The sequence below is a fragment of the Kineosporia babensis genome (genome assembly GCF_021129305.1).
GTDB lineage: Bacteria > Actinomycetota > Actinomycetes > Actinomycetales > Kineosporiaceae > Kineosporia > Kineosporia babensis.
In genome coordinates this window covers 39,385-61,886 of record NZ_JAJOMB010000030.1, presented here as the reverse complement: position 1 = coordinate 61,886, position 22,502 = coordinate 39,385, and the positions used below count along the sequence as shown (strand labels likewise).

The following is a 22,502-nucleotide window of genomic DNA, read 5'->3' as shown; positions in this document are numbered from 1 at the left end:
AGTGCCCGAAGAGGCTTTGCTCGTGATGGATGTCCAGGAGCTGGTGCTGGCCCGCTACCCCGACGAGGGGTATCTGGACCGGCTGGCCGCGGCGATCGGCAAGGCTCGCGCGGCCGGGGTGCCGGTGATCTACGCCAAGGTCGGCTTCCGGCCCGGCTACCCCGAGATCCACCCGCGGAACAAGATGTTCGGCTTCATGCCCGCCCGGCTGGGCAGCACCGCCCCGCCCAACGAGATCCCCGCCCAGGTGGCCCCGCTGGAGACCGACGTGGTGGTGAGCAAGCGCCGGGTCTCCGCCTTCGCCGGCAGCGACCTGGAGATGGTGCTGCGCGCCCAGGGCATCGAGCATCTGGTGCTGGCCGGGGTGGCCACCAGCGGCGTGGTGCTCTCCACCCTGCGCCAGGCCGCCGATCTGGACTACCGGATCACCGTGCTGTCCGACGCCTGCCTGGACAACGACCCGCAGGTGCACAACCTGCTGCTGGAGAAGGTGTTCCCGATGCAGGCCGAGGTGATCACCGGCCCGGACTGGCAACCCGGAGCCTGATTGCTCCAGACGTGCTACCTCCTCCTGCGTCGGCCCGGCCCGCTGATTACGCTCGGAACATCGGGGAAGTTCCTGGGCAGGACAGGCTCTAAGGGCGTGATCTCAGATGGGCCGGAGCTACCAGGTCGTGGTGGTCGGGCAGAGGGCGGGCCAAGCGGCCGCCGCGGCGACCTTTCTGGGTGGCCCGGGGGTCGCCTTGGTCGGTTGTGTCGGTTCCGAGCAATTGAAGACGTCGTTGGTCACCGAACTGGGGCACCTCCAGGTCGATGTGTCCCGCTTGCGCAAGTCGCTCAGCCCTGGCGACGCGCTGCGGCCCGACGACGTCTGCGGTGACGAAGTCGCCAACGCCGACGTCCTGCTGGTGGGCCTGGACGTTCCCCCCGAAACTGCCCGGGCGGCGATGTATTACGCCCGCGGCAAGGTGGTGCTAGACCCGACCCCGGCCGACGGGCAGGAGTTCCAGCCCGAACGGGTCGAGGCCCTCGCCCCGTTCGTCCACGTCATGGTGCCGGATGCGATGACGGTCGCGGCGATGGACGAGTCGAACCCCCTGGACGCCGAGATCTACCAGCAGGCGGGTGATCTGGCCGAGCGCCTGCGGGTGAACGTGGTGGTGCCGCCGGGCCCGGCCGAGGAAGCGGGCGACTGCTTCCGGGGGGTGCTGGCCCTGCTGCTGGCCGAGAAGACGCCGCTGCCCGAAGCCGTGCGCATCGCGGTGCGCGCGGCCTCGGTGGCCACCCTGACCGGAAAGCTCCCGGCCCGCAACGCCACTGCCCCCACGGTCTGACTCAGGTCAGGATCACCAGCTGCTTGGTGGCCCGGGTCATCGCCACGTAACGGTCCACCGCCCCCTCGGTGCCGGTGCCGAACCTGTCCGGATCCACCAGCACCACCAGGTCGAACTCCAGGCCCTTGGCCAGCGTCGGGGTCAGCGAGCGCACCCGCGGCATCGGGCGGAACCGGTGGTCGCCGATCACGCAGGCGGTGCCCTCGTGGTTCTCGGCCAGCCAGGCCTGGAGGATGTCGGGCAGATCGCCGGCGTCACCGTGGATCACCGGCAGGCCACTGGAACGAATGGACGTGGGGACGTTCGCGTCCGGGAGGGCGGCCCGGATCACCGGTTCGGCCTGCGCCATCACCTCTTCCGGCGTGCGGTAGTTGATGCTCAGCGACGAGATCTCCACGCGGTCCAGGCCGATCCGGTCGAGCCGTTCTTCCCAGGACTCGGTGAAGCCGTGCCGGGCCTGGGCCCGGTCGCCGACGATGGTGAAGCTGCGGGACGGGTTGCGCAGCAACAGCATCTGCCACTGCGCGTCGGTGAGTTCCTGGGCCTCGTCCACCACGATGTGGGCGAACGGCCCGTTCAGCTCGTCCTGGTCGCCTGCGGCCCGGGGGATGTCCTCGATCAGGGCCTCCTGCAGGTCGCTGCCTTTCAGGATGATCATCGTGTCGTCCGCGTCGTCGATCGCGTCCACGATCTCGAAGGTGACCTCGGCCCGCTGCTGACGCTGCGCCTCGGCTGCGGCCTCCGCGCGTCGACGCCGGGCCGCGGTGGCCGGGTCGCCCAGACGCTGGCGGGCAGCGTCCAGAAACGGCAGGTCCTCGACGGTCCAGGCCTGAGCGTCCTTGCGCTGCAGCAGACGGATCTCCTCACGGCTGAGCCAGGGGGCGCAGCGGCGCAGGTAGGCGGGCACACTCCACAGGTCGGCGACCAGCTCGACCGGGTCCAGGCTCGGCCAGGCCCGGTTCAGGGTGGTCATCAGCTCCTGGTTGCGCTGGAGCGCGCGTCGCAGAACCGGTGCCGAGACCTCGGTGTCGGGATCGTGCTTGTCGGCCAGCAACGTCACCAGTTCGTCCAGGATCACGTCCTGGGCCTCGTTGTGGGGCGTGCCCGGGGCCACCGATCCCAGCGCGGCAGCCCAGTCGTGCCGGGTCAGCCGCAAGTCATCGGCCCACGGGGTACTCACGTCCAGACCCTGCTCCGGTGGCGTCACGTAGAAGCGGACAGCCGCGTCGATCACCTCGATCACGTCGGCCGTCGACTTCAGCCGGGCCACTTCCGGCGATCCTTCAGGCTTGGCGGCGGCCCCCTCCGGCAGCAGATCGCGCAGGGTGCAGGTGCGCACCCCCTCCTCGCCGAGGCTGGGCAGCACATCGCCCACGTAGTCCAGGTAGGGCTGGTGCGGGCCGACGAACAGCACCCCGCCGCGCCGATGCTCCAGCCGCGGGTCGGAGTACAGCAGGTAGGCCGTGCGGTGCAGCGCCACCACGGTCTTGCCGGTACCCGGCCCGCCGTCCACCACCAGCGCGCCCCGGGAACCGGCCCGGATGATCGCGTCCTGATCGGCCTGGATGGTGCCCAGCACGTCGCGCATCCGCGGGGAGCGGGTGCTGCCGAGGCTGGCGATGAATGCCGACTGGTCGTCCAGCGCGGCATTGCCCTCGAACGCCTCCGGGTCGAACACCTCGTCCCAGTAGTCGGTGATCCGGCCCTTTGTCCACCGGTAGCGCCGCCGGCTGGCCAGGCCCATCGGGTTGCCGTGGGTGGCCCCGAAGAACGGCTCGGCGACCGGGGAACGCCAGTCGTTGAGCAGGCGCCGGCCGTTGCGGTCGGTGAGGCCGAGCCGTCCCACGTACACCGGCTCGTCCGCGTCCTCGGCGACCATCCGGCCCAGGCACAGGTCCAGCCCGAACCGGTTCAGGGTGCGCAGCCGGGCGGTCAGGCGGTGCACCTCCTGATCCCGGTCGAGGGCCTGCTGCCCGCGCCCGGCCGGAGCCTTGCGCACCACGTCCAGGCGTTCGGACAGATCCGCGATCGAGTCCGCCAGGGTGGTGGCGATCGCGGTGAAGTGCTCCTCGTCGGTGGCGATCAGGTCCGGGCGGGCCTTGGCGTCCAGATCGGCGGGCAGGTCGAAGGCGCTGAGAGCGTTCACGATCGGTGATTGTGCGCCTCGAAGAGGGCCTTGCCGCAAGCCCCCCACTGCGCTATAACGTAGATAGTGGCGGGGAGAACCCGCCTTTCTTCATGCCCGGAAACCGGTGGCGGCGACCGGCCGGCGACCGGATCCTGACCGGATGCGGCAATTGCGGTGGATGATCGCGGCAAGCCTCGTGAACACCGTCGGAACCGGCCTTTTCGCCAGCATCTCGGTGCTCTACTTCACCCAGGTGGTCGGGTTCGGCGTGGCTCAGGTGGCCGCAGTGATGACTGGCGCCGGTCTGGCCGGGCTGGCGGCAGCGGTGCCGCTGGGGCACCTGGCCGATCGGTTCGGCCCACGCCGCATGCAGGTGACGCTGTTGCTGATCATGGGGCTGGCGGCGGTGAACCACGTCTTCGTATCCCAGCTCTGGCAGTACGCGATCGTCCGGCGGCTGGGCGCGGCGGCCGGGCCGCTGGTCATGGCCGGGCTGCCGCTCGGGCTGGGCGCGCCCGGCTGGCTCCTGCTCGGTCTGGTCCTTGCGGCCGCGGGTTGGGCTGCTGGTGTGACGGCACGGTGAAAGTGGGCCCGGACCGGTGTCGATGTTTGCATATTGCTGCATACAGTCTGAGGTGGAAGCGACTTCATGGAGGCGGCACCGGTGACCGACCAGATCGACGACATCTGCAAGGACTACAGCATGAGTTCCCTGGTCTCGGCCGGTTGGCTGGCGTCTCAGGCCGAGCAGATCGCTGACGGCTCGCTGGTTCTGCTCGACGCCAGCATCAGCCGTACCTCCGACGGTTATCACGACGGCCGTTCCGACTACGAGGCCGGGCACATTCCCGGCGCGCAGTTCGCCGACCTGTTCGCCCAGTTCTCCGACTCAGCAGTTGCTTTCGCGTTCGCCGCTCCGGGTCTGGAGCAGATGACGGCCGCCGCGCGTTCGGTCGGGATCCAGCAACGGACGCATGTGGTCGTCTATGATCGGCTCTCCGGTGCGTGGGCGGCCCGGCTCTGGTGGCTGCTCCGCTCGTACGGTTTCTCGTGGGTCTCCGTGCTCGACGGCGGATTAGCCTCTTGGGATGGACCTTTGGCGGTTGGCCCTGCTCCCGTTCCTCCGGCCGGTGATGTGCTTCTCCAATCCCAGCCAGGCTTTTTCGTGGCCCTCAAGGATCTGCCTGGGCAACCCTTGATCTGCGCGCTGCGGGGGAGCGAGTTCGACAAGGGCCACATCCCCGGCTCGACCAGCCTGCCCTACCCCTCGCTGCTGGCCCCCGACGGAACCATCGACCTGGTCAAGGCCCGTGCCGCCGCCCAGGAGCTCACCGGCCAGGAACGGGTGGTGCTCTACTGCGGCGGCGCGATCAACGCCGCCGGCCTGGCCCTGGCCCTGCACGAAGGCGGCCTGGACCTGCAACGGCTGAGCATCTACGACGGTTCACTCAGCGAGTGGAAGTCCGCCGGCCTTCCACTCGCCACGCGGTAGCGTGCCGGAATGCCCAGCGCCCGCGACAGCATCTATGCCACTCTGCGCTCCCGGCTGACCTCCGGCCACTACGCCGAAGACGCCTCGCTGATCCCGCAGGTGCTCAGCGAGGAGTTCCAGGTCTCGCGCACTCCCGTGCGGGAGGCCCTCGGCCTGCTCGAGCGCGACGGGCTGCTGGTCTCCACCCAGCGCGGCTTCGCCCTGCGCAAGCGCAGCGACGAGGAGATGCTGGAGATCTTCGAGGCCCGTGCCGTCCTGGAGTCCTCCGCCGCCTACGCCGCGGCCCTGCGCCGCAGCCCGATCGACGTGGCCCGGCTGGACGACCTGCTCACCCGCACCCGGGCCGAGGGCGAACCCGAAGGCATCCGCCGCTGTTTCAACCTCTGGCACGAGGCCGTGCGGCAGGCCGCGCACAACCAGACCATCGGCAGCCTGCTGCACACCCTCGACGCCCAGGCCAAGCTCAGTGCCCCCTGGAAGACCCCGCTGGCCGAGGGCACGTTCGACGCCAGCATCGCCGAGCACGAGACGATGACCGAGGCGATCCGCAGCCAGGACGCCGAACGAGCCCGCGCCCTGATGCTGGAACACCAGGCTCACGACCGTGACACCCGCATCCTGCAACTGGTCTCACAGATGGCCCGGACCGCCCCGGTCGACCAGCTACCACCCGTTCACTCCGGCAGGCGGTCGACGTACTGAACCCCGAGATCGGCCAGCAGGGGACGTAGGTTGAACAGGTCCACTCCGAGGGTTCCGGCGGCGAGGGCGGCCCGTTTGCTCTCCTGAACGGCCTGTTGCTCGAGCGCGGCCTCGGCCACCTGGTAGGCGTAGCGGGCCGGCACCACGACCACTCCGTCGTCGTCGGCCACCACCACGTCTCCGGGATTGACCAGTTGCCCGGCGATCACGACGGGCACGTTCACCGAGCCCGGGCTGGTCCGCCCGGTGGCCTGGGCATGGACCGCGCGTGACCAGACCGGGAAGTGCATGCGGCGCAGCCGGGCCAGGTCGTGCACCCCCGCGTTCAGGACCAGCCCGGCCACCCCTCGCACCTGCAGGGCGGTGGCCAGCAGGTCACCGAACATGCCGTCGGTGGAGGGCGAGGTGGTGGCCACGACCAGCACGTCGCCGGGGGAACAGACGTCGACAGCGGCGTGGACGATGAGGTTGTCGCCGGGTTCGCAGAGCACCGTGACGGCCGAGCCGGCGATCGCGTGACCGTTCTGGCGGGGCTGAATCTCGTGGCTCAGCAGCCCGGTTCGGCCGGCCGCCTGGTGGGTCAGGGCCACGCCGGCCCGGGCGAGCGCGGTGAGGGCGCTGGGCGAGGCCCGGTCGATGTGGCGCACGATGTAGTACATGGCTGTTCCCCCAGGATCGAGACCGTGGGTAGTACGATAAGCACAAAAAGTGGCTTTTGTGCGGTCAACGGTCGTCCGGATCGTTGACGGGTTCACCGGTCATCGTCTTGAGTTGTCGCCTGCTGGACAACTCTGCCCGCTGCTGCCCGATGAGGAGGAGCCCGGCCATGCGCTCACCGTTCGCGAGCTCGAACCCGGTTGGTACAAGGCGTGTTCTGCTGGTGGCAGCGCTGCTCGCCGCGACGGGGCTGGCCGGGTGCGGCGGTTCGGACGACGAGCCGGGGCAGACCGGTGCGGACGGCACCACCAAGCTCAGCGTGGGGGTCATCCCGATTCTGGACGTGGCGCCGATCTACCTGGGCATCGAGCAGGGCTTCTTCAAGGAGCAGGGCCTGGAGCTGGAGCTGCAGAAGGCGCAGGGCGGCGCGGCGATCGTGCCGGCCGTGGTCAGCGGCCAGTACCAGCTGGGCTACAGCAACACCACGTCGCTGCTGATCGCGGCCTCGCAGGGGTTGTCGCTGAAAGTGGTCGCCAACGGCAACAACTCGACCGGGGAGCCGGGCAAGGATTTCGGCGGGGTCGTGGTGCCGGAGAACAGCCCGATCCGCAGCGCCGCCGACCTGGCCGGGAAGCGGGTGGCGATCAACACGCTGCAGAACATCAACACCACCACGGTGAACAAGGTGGTGCGGGACGACGGCGGTGACCCGTCGAAGATCTCCTACACCGAGCTGGCCTTCCCCGAGATCCCGGCCGCGGTGGCGAACGGCGACGTGGACGCGGGCCAGGTGGTGGAGCCGTTCCTGACCATCGCCCAGCAGCAGGGCATGCGGGTGATCGCCTCCAACTTCGCCCAGACCGACCCGAAGCTCAACGTGGGCATGTACTTCACCTCGCAGCAGTACGCGAGCCAGAACGCCGATGTGGTGGAGAAATTCGCCACCGCGATGAAGCAGTCGCTGAACTACGCCGACGACAACCCCGAGGCGGCCCGGGAGATCCTGTCCTCGTACACCGAGATCGAGCCGGAGATCCGGGAGGCCGTGACGCTGCCCCAGTGGCCGGAGCAGATCGACACCAACTCCGTCCAGGTGCTCAGTGACCTGGCCCTGCAGGACGGCCTGATCGAAGAGCAGCCCGACCTGACCGAGCTGCTTCCTTGAGAAGTTCCCGGACCGGCCTCGGGCTGCTGGGGCTGTTGCTGGTCGCGGCCGTCTTCGAGGTGCTGCCCCGGGCCGGCCTGGTCAACCGCGACTACCTGCCGCCCGCCTCCGAAATGGCGGGCAAGCTCGCAGAACTGCTCGGCGACAGCGCCTTCTGGACGGCCACCGGGCAGACCCTGCGGGGCTGGGGCGCCGGGCTGGCCGTCGCCATGGTGGCCGGGGTCGCGGCCGGGGCGGTGATCGGCAGTGTTCCGGTCCTGCGTGAATTCACCGCCTCCACCATCGAGTTCCTGCGGCCGATCCCGTCCGTGGCCCTGATCCCGCTGGTCGTGCTGATCTACGGCAGCCGACCGGAATCCGCGCTCGTCCTGGTGGTTTACGCAGCCCTCTGGCAGGTGCTGGTCCAGGTGCTCTACGGGGTGGCCGATGTGGACCCGGTGGCCCGGGACACGGCCCGTTCCTACGGGTTCTCGAAGCTCTCCATCGCTCGGAACATCCTCCTGCCAACGGCGCTGCCCTACATCCTGACCGGTTTCCGGCTCGCTGCCGCGGTGGCGCTCATCCTGGAGATCACCGCGGAGCTGGTGATCGGCGTCCCCGGTCTGGGGCAGTTGATCGGGGTGGCCCAGTCGTCCGGTGCCGTACCCCGCACCTACGCGCTGGTGATCGTGGTCGGCCTGATCGGCGTCTTCGTCAACAGCCTGGCCCGGATGCTGGAACGTCGCCTGCTGCACTGGCATCCGTCCGTCCGGCGGGAGGTGCCCGCATGATCCGCCGCATCGTCGCTGCCGTGGCCCTGCCGGTCGTGCTGATCGCGCTGTGGTGGCTGCTCACCGCGAACAGCACCAGCTACTTCTGGCCGCCGCTGGCCGACATTCTCAAGGTGCTGCCGGACACCTGGTTCGGCGAGCGGGCCCGGACCGACATCGCCCCCAGCATCGCCCGTCTGCTCATCGGCTATCTCTGCGCGCTGGTCATCGGCGTGGCCGCCGGTGTCGCGATCGGGATCAGCCCGGTGCTGCGCGCCCTCACCGAGCCCAGTCTGGAGTTCTTCCGGGCGATTCCCCCGCCCGTCCTGGTGCCGGTGATCGCGCTGTTCGCCGGCTACACCGGGTCGCTGTCCAAGGTCATCACCATTGCCCTGGGCTGTCTGTGGCCGATCCTGCTCAACACCGTCGAAGGGGTGCGCGGGGTGGACGAGGTGCTGCTGGACACCGCCCGCAGCTACCGGCTGCCGCGGCACAGCGTGATCCTGCCCGCCGCCGGCCCACAGATCGCCGCCGGGGCCCGGCAGGCCCTGTCCATCGCGGTGATCCTGATGGTGATCAGCGAGCTGTTCGGTGCCAGCAACGGGATCGGCGCCTCGGTGGTGCAGTTCCAGCGCAGCTTCGCGGTACCCCAGATGTGGACCGGGATCATCGTTCTCGGGTTGCTCGGCGTGCTGCTGTCGCTGATCTTCCGGGTGGCCGAACACCGAGCGCTGGCCTGGTACCGGGGCTGGCGCGATGCCGAAAGGGCAAGCCGATGAGCGTACTCGAGGTGGCCGGCCTGGCCAAGACCTACCAGCGCAACCGCAAGCCTCTCGAGGCGATCCGCGAGCTCACCTTCACCGTGGACGCCGGGCAGCTGGTCTGTGTGGTCGGGCCGTCCGGGGCCGGGAAGACCACGCTGCTGCGGTGTATCGCCGGTCTGCTGGAGCCGACCAGCGGTGAGGTCCGGCTCAACGGCGAGAAGGTGACCGGGCCGCCCCGGGGTATGGCCGTGGTCTTCCAGGAATACGGCCGAAGTCTGTTCCCCTGGATGACGGTGCGCCAGAACGTGGAACGCCCGCTGATCGAAAAGCGCCTGTCCAAGCCGGATCGCCGGGCCGCGGTCGACGAGGCGTTGAGCGCGGTGGGCCTGCTGGACAGCCATGATGCGCACCCCTGGCAGCTTTCCGGCGGTATGCAGCAGCGCGTCGCGATCGCCCGGGCCATCGCCTACCAGCCCAGCGTGCTGGTGATGGACGAGCCGTTCGCCGCCGTGGACGCCCAGACCCGCGCCGAGCTGGAAGACCTGGTCCGCAGCATCTGGCAACGGCTGAACGTCACCATCGTCTTCGTCACCCACGACATCGACGAGGCTGTGTACCTGGGCCAGCGCGTGCTGGTGCTGTCCAACCGCCCCACCGTCGTCCTCGAGGACGTCACCGTCGACCTGCCTGCTGAGCGCGATCAGATCAGCACCCGATCCCACGCCCGTTTCGCCGAGTTGCGGGCGCACGTGTACCGCCTGGTGCAGCAGGCCAAGAAGGGCCTGCGGGAGACATCCCCTACCTTGTAGCAATGCTGAGAATCACCGGCGCGCGAGCCGTTTTCGCTGGTAACACGGACGAAACATCAACAACGGACGTGGTGGTCGCCGACGCGTCGCAGCAGGACCAGATCTTGGACGCCCGGGGTGGCGTGGTCACGCCCGGTCTGGTGAACGCGCATCACCATTTGCTGCAGAGCGCCTTCCGCACGCTGCCCGGGACCCGCGGAGTCCCGATGCGCGAATGGCTGGGCGTGATGTCGGCCGCTTACGACCGCGTCGGAGTCGACCCCGAGCTGGCGGGCCTGGCGGCTTCGGTCGGCCTGGCCGAGGCTCTGCTGAGCGGGGTCACGACGGTCGCCGATCATCACCTGACGTGGCCCGCCGGAAGCGACGATGTCGGGATCGCGCAAGCAGTTGCCGATGCGGCCCGGGGCCTGGGAGCCCGGTTGGTGTTCGTGCGCGGCAGTGCCCGGGACGACCCGCAGGAAGCCGCTGACTCCGCGACCCGCATCATCGAGCGGCTCCTGCCCACCGCGTCCACTGGTGTGAGTGAGGACGGAATGCTGCAACTCGCGGTGGGCCCGGCCGGGGTGCACAGCGATGCCAAGGAAACGTTCCAGCTGCTCGCCGAGGTCGCCAAGAAGTTCGGCCTGCGCCGCCGCACTCAGGCCAACGAGCAGGTCGACGTCGAGATAGCGCTGGAACGCTACGGCCGCCGTCCCCTGGACCTGCTCGAGGAGTGGGGCTGGCTCGAGCCCGACGTCACCCTGGCCCATCTCTGCGACGTCACCCCGCAGGAGATCGCCCGGCTGGCCGCATCCGGCATCACCGCCACCCATGCCCCCGGCTGCGACGTCCCGATGGGCTGGGGCATTGCGCCGGTCGCGGCCCTGCTCGAGCAAGGCATCCAGGTCGGCCTCGGCACCAGCGGCGGCGGCAGCAACGACGCCGGGCATCTTCTCGCCGACGCCCGCCTCGCCCTGCAGGTCTCCGCCCTGGTCGGCCCGGTCCTGCCCGCCCGCACCGTGCTGAGCATGGCCACCAGCGGATCTGCGGCGGGCCTCGGTCGTCCCGAGCTGGGCCATCTGCGCGAAGGATCAGCCGGTGACCTGTGCGTCTGGGACGTCGACGGAGTGGCGGACGCCGGCGTGGCCGACCCGATCGCCGGCCTGCTCTGGGCCAGTCCGGGCCGCCGCCCCCGTCACGTGGTGGTGGCCGGACGCGTCGTGGTGCGCGACTACCAACTGGTCAACGCCGACGAGCACGACCTGGCCGCCGCCCTGAACCGGCGCCTGAATCAACCAAAGCCGTAAACCAGCATTGACTACGGCATCCGCGTTCCTTCTTTCACGATGAACAGCCGGTAGCAGCCCGGTTCGGCCGCGGCCCAGCGGTGCGGCACCCCACCGGCGAAGTACAGCGAGTCGCCCGGCTCCAGTTCGGCCGTGCCTTGCGGGCCGAGATCGACGAGCACCCGGCCGTGGGTGACGTGGATGAACTCGTCCTCGGCGTGGGTGAAGAACTCGCCCGGATCGGTGTTGGACCCCTCGAACAGCATCGGCTGCAGGCGCCGGTCGCCGCTGGTGAGCAGCTGGGCGCTGCCCAGCCCGTACGGCCCGCTCATGCCCTCGTGCGCGCGTTGCACCTGGACAACGGGAAGGTCGGGTGCCGGGGTACCGGCCAGGAGCTCGACCTGGCTGGTGCCCAGGGCCAGGGCAATAGCGCTGAGGGACGGGATGCTCGGGTTGGCCAGTCCGCGTTCGAGTTTGCTGAGGAAACCGTGGGTGAGACCGGCCGCCTCGGCCAGGTCGGCCAGAGTGAGCCCGCGGGCTCGGCGCAGCTGACGGATTCGGGCCCCGAGCAAACTGTCCTCCACGGTTTCTTTACAGCTGTGTCGGCGCATGTGACATGCCGGAAACGCGGGATGCCTAGATTCGGCGAATGTTCCCCACAGGAACATTTCCCCACATCTTACGCAAGGGCCGGAGGTCGGTGATCGAGTGCGGCTGCTGAACGCGACGCTGCCGGACCAGCACGTGGTGGACGTGGGTCTGCGCGGCGGGCTGGTCGAGGAGGTGGTGCCGGCGCAAGGTCGCACGGCGGGTGAGGACGAGCTGGACCTTAGCGGGTACCTGCTGCTCCCAGCCCCGGCCGACCCGCACGCCCATCTGGACAAAGCCCTCTCCTGGGACGTGATTTCGCCTCCCATGGGAGATCTGGGGCTGGCAATCGACTCGTGGCGGGTGCACAGCCGCACGATGAGCACCGAGAGCATTGCCGAACGGGCCACGGCGGCGGCCGAACTGATGCTGCGCAACGGCACCACGGCGGTCCGCACACATGTCGACATCCTCACCGGGCCGCACCCGATGCGCGGCGTCGAGGCGCTGATCGAACTGCGCGAGCGGCTCAGCGGCATCATGGACCTGCAGATCACCGCGCTGGCCGGGCCGGACGCGCCCGACGAGACCATCCACCAGGCCCTGGATCTCGGCGTCGACCTGGTCGGCGGCGCCCCGCATCTGGCGGCCGAACCACTGCGTGACCTGGACCGGCTGCTGGCCATCGCCGAAAAGCGGTGCGTAGGCGCCGACATTCACACCGACGAGGGCCTGTACGGCGAGCCGACCCTGGAGCACTTCGCCAAGGCGGTCCAGGCCTGGCCCAGCGACCGGATCCGCTCGGCCGGGCACTGCGTCCGACAGGGCACACTGCCGGCCGAAGATCTCACGGCAACGATCGAGGCCGTCAAACAGGCCGGTATGGGCATCATCTCGCTGCCGATCACCAATCTCTACCTGCAAGGCTGGGATCAGCCGGTCTCCACACCCCGTGGTCTCACCGCGCTCAGAGCTTTTCTCGATGCCGGGGTGACGGTGGCCGCCGGCGCCGACAACCTGCGTGACCCGTTCAATCCGGTCGGCCGCGGCGATGCCCTGGAAACGGCGTCGCTCCTGGTCACGGCCGGGCACCTGAGCGTCCAAGAGGCCTATCACGCGGTCTCCGACGGAGCCCGGGACGTCCTCGGCCTACCCCGGGCCGGGGTGTTCGCGGGTGCCGCGGCCGATCTGCTCGCGATCCGGGCCGGCAGCCTGGGTGAAGCTGTCGCGGCTGCCTCACCCGACCGCATCGTTCTGTACCGAGGCGCCGTGGTGGCCCGAACGTCCGTTGTTTCGACTACTGCTCTGGAGGACCGGAGGTGACCGTGACCCTCGAACCCCTGCTCGACTTCGCCGACGTCTCGATGCGCTTCCCCGACGGAACGACCGCCCTGACCGGGGTCGACCTACGCGTCGCCCGAGGGGAATTCGTCTCGGTGGTAGGACCGTCGGGCTGCGGCAAGTCCACCCTGCTGCGCATCGCGTCCGGGCTCGAACAGGCCTCGGGCGGCACGTCCACCGTCTCCTCCAGGCGCATCGGCTACGTGTTCCAGGACGCCACGCTGCTGGCCTGGCGATCGGTGCGCCGCAACGTCGAACTGCTGGCCGAGTTGCACGGTGTCCCCAAGGCCGAGCGGGCCGACCGGGCCACCGAGGCGATCAAACTGGTCGGCCTCGAGGGCTTCGAGAAGCACCTGCCCAGACAGCTTTCGGGCGGGATGCGGATGCGGACCTCACTGGCCCGCTCGCTCACCCTCGATCCCGAACTGTTCCTGTTCGACGAGCCGTTCGGGGCCCTGGACGAGATCACCCGCGAGCGCCTGAACGACGAACTGCTGAAACTGTTCGTGCAGCAGGGCTTCGCCGGGCTGTTCATCACCCACTCGGTGGCCGAGGCGGTGTACCTGTCCACCAAGGTACTGGTGATGTCCGGGCGGCCGGGCACCATCGTCGATTCGTTCGACATCCCGTTCGAGATGCCCCGCGACCCGGACATCCGCTTCACCGCCGAGTTCGCCACCCTGGTCGGCAAGATCTCGCACGCCCTGCGGGAGGGGCACCGATGAAACTCAACTGGTGGCAGCCGTCCATCGTTCTCGCCTTGGTCATCGGGTTCTGGTACGCGATGGCGTACTGGTACGACAAGGGCAAGGAACTGGCGTTCGTGGTGCCCTACCCGCACCTGGTGCTGGACACCGCCCTCAACGACGCGATGTTCCGCAACGCGCTGCTGGACAACCTGTTCCAGACGATCGTGGTCACCGCCACCGGCCTGCTGATCGCGGTGCTGATCGGGATGTCCTGGGCGATCCTGATGTCGCAGGCCCGCTGGCTGGAGCACTCGCTGTACCCGTACGCGGTGATCCTGCAGACCATCCCGATCCTGGCCATCGTCCCGCTGATCGGCACCATCTTCGGCTACGAGTTCGCCTCACGGGTGATCGTGACGGTGATGATCGCGCTCTTCCCGCTGGTCTCCAACACCCTGTTCGGCCTGCACTCGGTGGACAAGGCCCAGCGAGAACTGTTCCAGCTCAACGGCGCCGGGCGGCTGACCACCCTGCTCAAACTGCAGCTGCCGGCCGCTCTTCCGGCGATCTTCGTGGGCCTGCGCACCGCGGCCGGGCTGGCGGTGATCGGCGCGATCGTCGGTGACCAGTTCTTCCAGCGCGGCACTCCCGGCCTGGGCGTGCTGATCCAGGTCTCCAACTCGCGGCTCAACGGGGCGGGCACGTTCGCCGCCATCATCACGGCCTCCCTGCTCGGAGTGATCGTGTTCCTGCTCTTCGGGCTGCTCGGCCGGCTCGTCACCGGCAAGTGGTCCGAAACTTCCTGAAGGAGAACAAGATGCGTCGCACTCTGGCTGCCGGGTTCGCCCTGGTCGCGGTCACCACGATGGCCGCCTGCGGTTCCTCCGACGAGGAGCGCACCATCGGATCGGACGCGGCGATCGGGGCGGTGGACCTGTCCGCCGAGTGCCCGGAAACCGTGGTGATCCAGACCGACTGGAACCCCGAGGCCGAGCACGGGCACCTGTACCAGATGCTCGGCAAGGACTACACGGTGGACGCCAACCAGAAGTCGGTCTCCGGGCCGCTGCTGTACCAGGGCGAGCCGACCGGGGTGGACGTCGAGATCCGTTCCGGTGGGCCGGCGATCGGGTTCTCCACCGTGACCAGCCAGATGTACCAGGACAAGGACATCATGCTGGGCTACGGCAACACCGACGAGGCGGTGCAGCTGTCCGGCAGCACGCCGGTGACCGCGGTGTTCGCGCCGCTGGAGAAGAGCCCGCAGATGATCATGTGGGATCCGGAGACCTACCCGGAGGTCACCGACATCAAGTCGCTGAGCACGGCGCTGAAGGCCAGCGGGGGAGTGGCCCGCTACTTCGGGGGCGCGGCCTACATGGAGTACCTGACCAGCTCGGGCACCCTGGACAAGAGCGTGGTCGACGGCACGTACGACGGCGCACCGGCCAAGTTCGTCGCCGCCAAGGGCAAGGACGCGCAGCAGGGCTTCGCCAGCGCCGAGCCGTACGTGTACTCCACCGAGGTGGCGGCCTGGGGCAAGGAGCTGAAGTACCAGCTGGTGCACGACGCCGGCTACCCGTTCTACTCCTCGCCGATGAACGTGCGCAGCGCCGACCTGGAGAAGTACAGCCCCTGCCTGAAGAAGCTGGTGCCGGTGCTGCAGCAGTCCGAGGTGGACTACTTCGCCGACCCGGCCCAGACCAACGAGCTGGTGCTGGACCTGGTCACCCAGTTCAACAACGGCTGGGTGTACAGCGAGGGCGTGGCCGGGTACTCGGTGGACACCATGTTGGAGCAGGGCATCGTCAGCAACGGCGAGAACGACTTCATCGGTGACATCGACGCCGAGCGGGTGCAGCAGATCATCGACATCACCACCCCGATCTTCACCGCCGCCAACAACGCCCCGAAGGACGGCCTGACGCCGGAAGACCTGTTCACCAACGAGTTCCTCGACGAGACGATCGGCCTGTCCTGATGCGCACCGAGATCCAGCACCTGGCGGCCGAACTGCTCGACCTGCTCGGCGAGGACGGCGTCAGCTACCAGGACGCCGCCCTCGACCGGGCCTCGATCGACGGCGCCCGGCTGTCCCCGATCATCGTGGAGCAGCTGCCGCTGGGCCGGGCCGAGCTGGTGGCCTGGCCCACCAGCGCCGAACTGATCGCCGAGACGGTGGCCGCGGCGGTGCGCCACAACGTGCCGATCACCCCCCGCGGCAAGGGCACCGGCAACTACGGTCAGGCCATCCCGATGAGCGGTGGGCTGGTGCTGGACACCACCCGGGCCCGGGCCGTCGTCGAGCTCGGCGAGGGCTACGTGGTGGTCGAGGCCGGAGTGCCGATGGCCGCCATCGAGCACGCCGCCAACGCCGCCGGGCAGCAGGTGCTGATGTATCCCTCCACGGCCAACTCCAGCATCGGCGGGTTCCTGTCCGGGGGCTCGGGCGGCACCGGGTCGATCCGGCACGGCATGCTGCATCAGGACTTCGCGCTCGCGCTGGATGTGGTGCACGCCGAGCCGGACGCCAAGCTGGTGCACGTGGAGGGCACGGCCGCCGAGCCGTACATCCACAACTACGGCACGGCCGGCATCATCGCCCGGGCCAAGATCGCGCTGGAGCCGCTGCAGCCCTGGCGCGGATTCTTCGCCAGCTTCGACACGTTCGAGCAGGCGCTCAGCGTGATCCGGCCCTTCGCCGATCTGGAACCCACACCGCGTCTGGTCTCGGCCGACCCGGTCGTCCTGGCCGAGGCCCTGCCCAGCGACATCGGCATCCCGTCGGGCCGGGCCAGCCTGCGGGCGATCCTCGACGAGGCGTCGCTGGAAGTCGCGACCGCGCTCGTGGAGAAGGCCGGCGGCCGGATCGAGGACGTCCGCGAGGGCACCCAGGCGATGCTCAAGATCAGCCGGATCTCCTACAACCATCCGATCGAATGGCTGCAGAAGTCGTTCCCGGGCAAGTATTTCCACGTCGAGGTGGCGGGCGACGCGCTGGTCGACCGGATCACCGAGGTCGAGCAGGTCTACCTCGGCGGGATGCTGCACATCGAGGCGCAGAAGGGCCGCCCGATCGGCATGCTGGCCGGCATCTACTCCAGCGCCGAGCAGGTCTACGAGGGCTTCGAGAAGCTGACCGAGCTCGGCGTCGGGTTCCACAACTGTCACCAGTGGTACGTGGACTACCAGCCGCAGCGCACGGCCGAACTGGCCCGGACCACCGATCCCCGGGGCCTGCTCAACCCGGGCAAGCTGAAGCAGCCGGTGGGCGTGCAGACCGGGCGGCAGCGATGACGTACAAACTTGCCGAGCTCTCCGGTCCCGCGGTCGCGCAAAACCTCACGGACACGTCCATTGTTGTGATCCCGACCGGCGCGATCGAGCACCACGGAGCGCACCTGCCGCTGATCACCGATGCACTGATCGCCTCGTCGGTGGCCGAGGAAGCGGTGGTGGAGGGCCGATCTCAGGGCCTGGATCTGTGGCTGCTGCCGACCCTGACCTACACCAAGTCCGACGAGCACGCCTGGGCGCCGGGCACCATGTGGCTGTCGGCCGAGACCCTCTGGTCCACCCTGATCGACCTGGGGCGTTCGATCGCCACCACGCCCGCCCGCAAGGTGGTCTTCGTGAACGGGCACGGCGGCAACACGGCCCTGCTCGGCGTGGCCAACCGCGAACTACGCCGGCAGTTCGGGCTGGCCACGTTCAGCATGCCCGCCGGCCTGGCCCAGGCCGCGCCCGAGGAACTGGGTTTCGGCATCCACGCCGGCTACGCCGAGACCTCCGTGGTTGCGCACCTGCGCCCCGACCTGGTCTCCATGGACCTGGCCGAGCGCAATGTGCCGGAACCGATGGCCGACCTGAAGTACATCGGTTTCAACGGCTATCCGGTGAGTTTCGGCTGGACCAGCGACGACTTCGGCCCGTCCGGCGTGATCGGCGACCCCACCGGCGCCACCCCCGAAGCAGGTAAGAGCCTGTTCACCGAATCCGTTCACCGAGCCGTCGCGGCCCTCACCGAGATCTCGGCCTTCACGACCCGTCGCGCAGATCCGCCAGCTTCTGAGGCCGGTAGCTGACCTCGTCGAACCGCACCGCGCAGCCCTCGCCCATCGGTGACTGCGCCTCGAAACCGAACTCGAAGGGCCGGCCGACGGTGCCGAGCGTGAAGTAGCGGATCAGCTGCCACACCCGGCCGTCCACCGAGGCGTGGAAACCGAACGTCTCGCCGATCCGGGACACCCGCAACCACACCGTCCTCTGCTCCACCACAAAGGCGTTGGCATCGTCGGCGACCCCGCGGCACACCACCGAGACCACCATCGGCTCACCCGCCGGCGAGTACTCGAAACAGAGCTTGGCCCAGTGCGTCTCGTCCACCCGGACCAGCAGCACCCCGGCATCGAACGTGGTACCGAAATCGACGCCGACCCGCGCGCTGAACTGGAAGTCACCGGCCGGGGCATCGGTCAGCAGGGTGGCCGCGTTGTGCAGGGCGGCCGAGGCGAGCGTGACCGCGGTACCCGCCGGGTCGACGAAGATGTCGCTCTTCGGGTGAGCGGTGGTGCTCAGCGTCGCGCCGGTGACGTCCCACGAGGAGCCGGGCGAGGGCGTCAGGTCGAAGGGAAGACCAGGTACACGCGTCGATGTCATGCACCCGATACTTGCAGACCGTTCTCCAGGTAGAAGGTGACGCCCAGTTCCTGGGCGGTCAGCGCGTTGGCGATCCGGCGGGCCAGACGCTCGTGGGTACGTTCGGCGACCTCCTCGGTGGTGCACCACGCCCAGGAACGCAGTTCTTCCTCCTGGAGCACGATGTTGGTCCCTTCCGGTAACTGACCTCCCTCGAACATCCAGTCGACGCTGTCGCCCCCGATCGGCCGGGGAGCGATCCAGTCCACCACCAGAAGACGTCCGGGCTGGATTTGGAACCCCAGTTCCTCGAGCGTCTCCCGGGCAGCTCCGTCGCGGGGAGACTCGCCCGCCTCGACCACGCCACCGGGCAGCCCCCAGGTGTCCCGATAAGTGGGCTCGACCAGCAGCACCTTGGTCTCGTCGCCGGAGACGTCGGTGAACAGGACACCGGCGCCCATCACCTTGCGCGGGAGAGTGGCCAGCCATGCCGCGTAAGCGGTTTCTGTGTTCGTCACCCGCACAAGGTAGGGGTGGTCGGGCAGACCCGCCCAGGGCGGTGCCGAATGGTGCAGTATCGAACGGTGCAACCCGCCGCAGCCGTCTCCCTTGCCACATCGACGAACGCCGCCGTGGTGATTCTGGTCGAGGGGGAGAGCGATCAGGGTGCGGTGGAGGCGATGGCCCGACGTCAGGGCATCGACCTGCAGGGAGCACGGATCCTGGTGGTGCCGATGGGCGGCGCCTCCGGGATTGCGCGCTTCGTTGAGCTTCTCGGTGACCGGGGTCTTGGGTTGCCCCTGGTCGGCCTGTACGACGAGGCGGAGATCGGGTACGTGCGCCGGGCGCTGGAGCGGGCCGGGTGGTTTCCTCGGTATCTCGGCTCCCGGCAAGACCTGTTTGAGGACGTGGACGCGCGGGCTGGTCTGGCGGCGCTGGGTTTTCATGCCTGCGTGGTAGACCTCGAGGACGAGCTGATCCGGGCCCTCGGAGCGGAAGCGGTGCTGGCGGTGGTGGCTGCGGAACACGAGTTGCAGCGCTTTCAGACGCTGGCTCAGCAGCCCGACCATCGAGGCGAACCGGTTGAGGCGCAGCTGCATCGCTTCCTGGGGACGCGGTCCGGCCGCAAGATTCACTACCCGCCGCTCCTGGTGGAGGCTCTGCCTCCCGGTTCAGAACCGGCGTGTCTGGTCCAGGTGCTGCGTTCCGCGGTCGCGCTCATTCCGCAAGCGTGACGGAGCTCTTCTCCAGGCTGTACGTATCCACGTCGTCATTCCCGACCTGGAGCAGGGCCCACCAGGAAAAGGTCGGTCCGTACTCGGCTACCACCGCGCGGGGGAACTCGGCCACGAGCCGTCCATCAGTCTGCTCCACCACCCGGCCACAATCCCGATCGTCGCGTGGTTTGAACTGGTGGCGGTAGGTCCGGATGGTTCCGTCGGGCGTGATCTCGGTGCTCAGCAGGGCGTTCCGGTCCGGATCGGGCGTGCACTTGATCCAGATGGAGAACGTGGTGGTCTCCTGGGGATTCAGCTCGCCGGCCCAGCGGAACACCGCCCGCACCGGATCGCCCTCGGTCTCGAAGGAGACGCTGGTGAACGCCGGATCCGTCATGACGGGTGACCCTAGCCGATCGTCTATAGCATCGGGCGGCAACGGCTCGCGGAACGAAAGGACCATGATGACGGCCAACGACCCCTTCGCCCGGCTTCCCGAGGTGCCCGGTTTCAGCCTCACCAGCAGCACGGTGACCGACGGCGCACCCTGGCCCCAGGCCCAGTTCTCCGGCGCCTTCGGGGTGCCCGGTGGCCAGGACGTCTCCCCGCAGCTGTCCTGGAGCGGCGCCCCGGAAGGCACCAAGAGCTACGCGGTGACGGTGTTCGACCCGGACGCCCCGACCATGTCGGGCTTCTGGCACTGGGCGGTAGCGAACATCCCGGCGTCGGTGACCAGCCTGGACGAGGGCGCGGGCGACGACACCGGCTCGGGCCTGCCCGCGGGTGCCTACCAGCTGCCGAACGACGGCCGGCTGTCGCGGTTCGTGGGTGCCGCTCCGCCGGCCGGGCACGGTGCGCACCGGTACTTCATCACTGTGCACGCGCTGGACGTCGAGGACATCGGAGTGCCGGCCGAGGCCACCCCCGGGTTCCTCGGCTTCAACATCTTCAGCCACATCCTGGGCCGGGCCACGATCGTCGTCACCGGCGAGATCCCCGCCTAGGGCCTGTCCTGGTGCAACTTTCGGATGACCCTCGCCGGACCAGGGTTGCGACGGACGTTCGATGTGGGCTTGGGCCAGCCACTGCCACCATTTCGAATCGTTGAGCAACACCCCCTGACGAGGAGAAACCGATGTACGCGCCCGACATCTCGCTGGTCGTCCTGTTCCTGCTGACCGCGGCCTACACCGCCGTGACCGGCTCGTTCGTCGCGGCGAAGCGGCAGCACGGCAGCCCGGTCCTGGTCGGCGGAGCCGCGTTCGCCGGGGTGCTGGCGTTTCTCTTCGGAGTGCTGCTGATCGCCAACCTGTCGGTGATCGCGGCTCTGGTGGTGTCGGTGCTGGCCTCCGGCGTGGGCTGTTACCGGCTGGTGCGCGCCGACCTCACCCAGAACCAGGCGATCACCGTGGCAGTGGGCGCGACGCTCCTGGTCGCCGCGGTGGGACTGTTCGTGCTGTACCTGGCGCTGATCAGCCTCATCGTTGCGGGCAGCAGCTACCTGGTGGTCCGGCTCTGGTGGCAGGCACGGGCCACGCTGGTGGCGATGGGCACGATGCTGGGCGGCCTGCTCGCGGCCTCGGCGGTCGTCTTCGGGATCGCGCTCAGCCAGATGTGAGCAGCGTCAGGGCGGCAACCCCGGTACCGGGGTTGCCGCCCTGACGTACGTTCAGTCGGACCAGTCGGAGAACCAGTTGTTGCCCAGGCCCAGGTTGGCAGTCATCGAGCCGACCTGGTCGGGGTCGATCCGGAACTGCGAGGTGAAGTCCTCCGGGTCCTCGAGATCGTCGGGCCGCTGCTCGTAGTACAGATCGACGGCCAGCGTCTGCTTCTCCTCCTGCATCGCCTCGGCGTCGGCGATGAACACCACGTCGGGCAGGCCCACCCGGGCCGTCAGCAGCGCCGCCACGACCTCGGCAGGCTCGGCCCCGGCCCAGACCGGATCGTTGATCAGGAACAGGTTCTCGAAGCCGGCTTCCTCGTCCGGATCGTCCTGCGACTCGTCCTCATTCTCGTCCTCGTCCGACTCCCACTCGTTGATCAGCTTGGTCAGCTCGTTCCAGGCCGCCTCGTCGCTGAAGTCCGTCCGCACCACCAGGCTCTGCATCTTCTCGTAGCCGGTCAGGTCGATCTCGGCGCGGGGCTGCGGCTTTCCGGGATAGGGGCCGGCCTCCTGCGGCGGTGCACTGGCCCAGAGCACGGTTCCGGACTCGTCGGCGAAACTGAGCCGCCCGTCGTCGGCCACGAACATCTCGGCTGCGCGCAGGTCCTGCGGAATACCGAGGAAACCGGCCTGCACGTAACCGTTCTCCCAGTCCCGGTCCTCGAGGCGCCCGCTCTCGGTGAGTTCCAGCCCGTGCAGCCATTCCAGATGGTGGATCCACAGGATGGGGCCGCCGACCTGGCGCAGATACAGAAACCCCTCCTGCGTGGAGACCAGGATGTAGCGGCCGTTCTCAGAGGTCAGCGTCTGTCCCCGCAGCACCTGCCCTCGACGCAGCCGCTTCCCGTCCGGAACGCTGGTCCATTGACCCATCAGCGGTGCGGGCAGCGGGCTTTCCCAGACTGTCTCGCCCCGTGCATCGAGCAGCAGGGCTTTTCCGGTGTCCTGCAGAACCAGCAGCCGCCCGTCGCTCGCCCCGGCACTCCAGACCTGCTCGCCGTCCGCCTTGAGCACCACCAGTTCACCGTTCTCGCGCAGTTCCAGCCGGCCGGGCCGGGAACCGGCCCGGTTGTGCAGGAGGCTGCGCAGATCGGGCTGGCCCTGGTAGTTGCAGTTGGCGGCCCAGATCGCTTCCCGGTCCACCGAACGGTAGATCACGATGTTGCCGTCGTGCTGGTGCACGAAGCTGTACTCGCCGTTCGGGGAGCTCACAGCCTGTTCGGCCAGATGCTCTCCAGGGCGCAGGATCACGGCGTGGTCAGTGCTGGGCACCTTGAGACTTCTTCCGTCGGGGGCGGTTA

26 protein-coding genes are annotated in these 22,502 nt (G+C 68.8%); 19 read left to right on the top strand and 7 right to left on the bottom strand.

The window, feature by feature from the left end; translation table 11 throughout:
- Position 1 precedes the first annotated feature (1 nt).
- Positions 2 to 547 (top strand): cysteine hydrolase family protein, encoded by a 546-nt coding sequence (locus LR394_RS36895; protein ID WP_231449341.1) that lies wholly within the window; start codon positions 2 to 4, stop codon positions 545 to 547.
- Positions 548 to 653: 106 nt separating this feature from the next.
- Positions 654 to 1,334, top strand: a complete 681-nt coding sequence (locus LR394_RS36890; RefSeq protein ID WP_231449340.1) for a carbohydrate kinase family protein — start codon at positions 654 to 656, stop codon at positions 1,332 to 1,334.
- Between the two features lies 1 nt (position 1,335).
- Here LR394_RS36890 and helR read toward each other — a convergent pair whose 3' ends face one another.
- Positions 1,336 to 3,480, bottom strand: a complete 2,145-nt coding sequence (gene helR, locus LR394_RS36885) for an RNA polymerase recycling motor ATPase HelR (RefSeq protein WP_231449339.1) — start codon at positions 3,478 to 3,480, stop codon at positions 1,336 to 1,338.
- Positions 3,481 to 3,658: 178 nt separating this feature from the next.
- Here helR and LR394_RS36880 point away from each other — a divergent pair, with 178 nt between their 5' ends.
- The 3 genes from LR394_RS36880 (at position 3,659) to LR394_RS36870 (ending at position 5,656) form a co-directional block, all read left to right on the top strand.
- On the top strand, positions 3,659 to 4,045 hold the full coding sequence (locus tag LR394_RS36880) for an MFS transporter (protein WP_231449338.1): 387 nt from the start codon (positions 3,659 to 3,661) through the stop codon (positions 4,043 to 4,045).
- A gap of 66 nt (positions 4,046 to 4,111) precedes the next feature.
- Positions 4,112 to 4,954, top strand: coding sequence for a sulfurtransferase (locus LR394_RS36875; protein ID WP_231449337.1), 843 nt, complete (start codon positions 4,112 to 4,114; stop codon positions 4,952 to 4,954).
- Between the two features lie 9 nt (positions 4,955 to 4,963).
- Positions 4,964 to 5,656: a GntR family transcriptional regulator gene (locus LR394_RS36870; RefSeq protein ID WP_231449336.1), complete on the top strand. Its 693-nt coding sequence runs from the start codon at positions 4,964 to 4,966 to the stop codon at positions 5,654 to 5,656.
- On the opposite strand, the gene LR394_RS36865 is transcribed toward LR394_RS36870, so the two are convergent.
- On the bottom strand, positions 5,629 to 6,315 hold the full coding sequence (locus LR394_RS36865; protein ID WP_231449335.1) for a 4-carboxy-4-hydroxy-2-oxoadipate aldolase/oxaloacetate decarboxylase: 687 nt from the start codon (positions 6,313 to 6,315) through the stop codon (positions 5,629 to 5,631). The genes LR394_RS36870 and LR394_RS36865 overlap by 28 nt on opposite strands.
- A gap of 221 nt (positions 6,316 to 6,536) precedes the next feature.
- Here LR394_RS36865 and LR394_RS36860 point away from each other — a divergent pair, with 221 nt between their 5' ends.
- From LR394_RS36860 to LR394_RS36840, 5 genes are read left to right on the top strand one after another with little or no spacing between them, the layout of a single operon-like run.
- Positions 6,537 to 7,478 carry an ABC transporter substrate-binding protein gene (locus tag LR394_RS36860; protein ID WP_231449334.1) on the top strand — a complete coding sequence of 314 codons (942 nt, stop codon included), beginning with the start codon at positions 6,537 to 6,539 and terminating at the stop codon, positions 7,476 to 7,478.
- Positions 7,475 to 8,248 carry an ABC transporter permease gene (locus LR394_RS36855; protein WP_231449333.1) on the top strand — a complete coding sequence of 258 codons (774 nt, stop codon included), beginning with the start codon at positions 7,475 to 7,477 and terminating at the stop codon, positions 8,246 to 8,248. The genes LR394_RS36860 and LR394_RS36855 overlap by 4 nt, the downstream gene beginning before the upstream one ends.
- A complete protein-coding gene (locus tag LR394_RS36850) occupies positions 8,245 to 9,006 on the top strand; it encodes an ABC transporter permease (protein ID WP_231449332.1) in 762 nt (253 codons plus the stop codon). The genes LR394_RS36855 and LR394_RS36850 overlap by 4 nt, the downstream gene beginning before the upstream one ends.
- Complete coding sequence (locus LR394_RS36845) at positions 9,003 to 9,800, top strand: ABC transporter ATP-binding protein (protein WP_231449331.1); 798 nt, start codon at positions 9,003 to 9,005, stop codon at positions 9,798 to 9,800. Before LR394_RS36850 ends, LR394_RS36845 begins: the two co-directional genes overlap by 4 nt.
- Before the next feature lie 2 nt (positions 9,801 to 9,802).
- The gene (locus LR394_RS36840) at positions 9,803 to 11,086 is read left to right on the top strand and encodes an amidohydrolase family protein (protein ID WP_231449330.1); all 1,284 of its coding nucleotides are present in this window, start codon (positions 9,803 to 9,805) and stop codon (positions 11,084 to 11,086) included.
- Positions 11,087 to 11,097: 11 nt separating this feature from the next.
- Here LR394_RS36840 and LR394_RS36835 read toward each other — a convergent pair whose 3' ends face one another.
- Entirely contained in the window at positions 11,098 to 11,649 is a 552-nt protein-coding gene (locus LR394_RS36835; protein WP_231449329.1) for a helix-turn-helix domain-containing protein, read from the bottom strand.
- Positions 11,650 to 11,773: 124 nt separating this feature from the next.
- Between LR394_RS36835 and LR394_RS36830 the strand changes: the two genes are divergently transcribed.
- Genes LR394_RS36830 through LR394_RS36805 form a run of 6 tightly spaced genes read left to right on the top strand, consistent with a single transcriptional unit; the run spans position 11,774 to position 17,768 of the window.
- Positions 11,774 to 12,976 carry an amidohydrolase family protein gene (locus LR394_RS36830; RefSeq protein ID WP_231449328.1) on the top strand — a complete coding sequence of 401 codons (1,203 nt, stop codon included), beginning with the start codon at positions 11,774 to 11,776 and terminating at the stop codon, positions 12,974 to 12,976.
- Between the two features lie 41 nt (positions 12,977 to 13,017).
- Positions 13,018 to 13,719, top strand: coding sequence for an ABC transporter ATP-binding protein (locus LR394_RS36825; RefSeq protein ID WP_269330401.1), 702 nt, complete (start codon positions 13,018 to 13,020; stop codon positions 13,717 to 13,719).
- The gene (locus LR394_RS36820) at positions 13,716 to 14,489 is read left to right on the top strand and encodes an ABC transporter permease (RefSeq protein ID WP_231449326.1); all 774 of its coding nucleotides are present in this window, start codon (positions 13,716 to 13,718) and stop codon (positions 14,487 to 14,489) included. The genes LR394_RS36825 and LR394_RS36820 overlap by 4 nt, the downstream gene beginning before the upstream one ends.
- A gap of 11 nt (positions 14,490 to 14,500) precedes the next feature.
- Entirely contained in the window at positions 14,501 to 15,664 is a 1,164-nt protein-coding gene (locus LR394_RS36815) for a hypothetical protein (protein ID WP_231449325.1), read from the top strand.
- The gene (locus LR394_RS36810; RefSeq protein ID WP_231449324.1) at positions 15,664 to 16,980 is read left to right on the top strand and encodes an FAD-binding oxidoreductase; all 1,317 of its coding nucleotides are present in this window, start codon (positions 15,664 to 15,666) and stop codon (positions 16,978 to 16,980) included. The genes LR394_RS36815 and LR394_RS36810 overlap by 1 nt, the downstream gene beginning before the upstream one ends.
- Entirely contained in the window at positions 16,977 to 17,768 is a 792-nt protein-coding gene (locus tag LR394_RS36805) for a creatininase family protein (protein WP_231449323.1), read from the top strand. Before LR394_RS36810 ends, LR394_RS36805 begins: the two co-directional genes overlap by 4 nt.
- Here the strand turns inward: LR394_RS36805 and LR394_RS36800 are convergent.
- Both LR394_RS36800 and LR394_RS36795 read right to left on the bottom strand, forming a co-directional pair.
- A complete protein-coding gene (locus LR394_RS36800; RefSeq protein ID WP_231449322.1) occupies positions 17,722 to 18,342 on the bottom strand; it encodes a DUF1349 domain-containing protein in 621 nt (206 codons plus the stop codon). The genes LR394_RS36805 and LR394_RS36800 overlap by 47 nt on opposite strands.
- A complete protein-coding gene (locus tag LR394_RS36795) occupies positions 18,339 to 18,839 on the bottom strand; it encodes an NUDIX domain-containing protein (RefSeq protein WP_231449321.1) in 501 nt (166 codons plus the stop codon). Before LR394_RS36795 ends, LR394_RS36800 begins: the two co-directional genes overlap by 4 nt.
- Positions 18,840 to 18,905: 66 nt before the next feature.
- On the opposite strand from LR394_RS36795, the gene LR394_RS36790 reads away from it, so the two are divergent.
- Positions 18,906 to 19,556: an ATP-dependent endonuclease gene (locus LR394_RS36790; protein WP_231449320.1), complete on the top strand. Its 651-nt coding sequence runs from the start codon at positions 18,906 to 18,908 to the stop codon at positions 19,554 to 19,556.
- On the opposite strand, the gene LR394_RS36785 is transcribed toward LR394_RS36790, so the two are convergent.
- On the bottom strand, positions 19,540 to 19,935 hold the full coding sequence (locus tag LR394_RS36785; RefSeq protein WP_231449319.1) for a hypothetical protein: 396 nt from the start codon (positions 19,933 to 19,935) through the stop codon (positions 19,540 to 19,542). The genes LR394_RS36790 and LR394_RS36785 overlap by 17 nt on opposite strands.
- A 67-nt stretch (positions 19,936 to 20,002) precedes the next feature.
- On the opposite strand from LR394_RS36785, the gene LR394_RS36780 reads away from it, so the two are divergent.
- Entirely contained in the window at positions 20,003 to 20,542 is a 540-nt protein-coding gene (locus tag LR394_RS36780) for a YbhB/YbcL family Raf kinase inhibitor-like protein (protein ID WP_231449318.1), read from the top strand.
- Positions 20,543 to 20,673: 131 nt separating this feature from the next.
- Positions 20,674 to 21,156, top strand: a complete 483-nt coding sequence (locus tag LR394_RS36775; protein WP_231449317.1) for a hypothetical protein — start codon at positions 20,674 to 20,676, stop codon at positions 21,154 to 21,156.
- Positions 21,157 to 21,207: 51 nt separating this feature from the next.
- Here the strand turns inward: LR394_RS36775 and LR394_RS36770 are convergent, their stop codons facing one another.
- On the bottom strand, positions 21,208 to 22,473 hold the full coding sequence (locus tag LR394_RS36770) for a DUF6924 domain-containing protein (RefSeq protein WP_231449316.1): 1,266 nt from the start codon (positions 22,471 to 22,473) through the stop codon (positions 21,208 to 21,210).
- Positions 22,474 to 22,502: the final 29 nt, after the last annotated feature.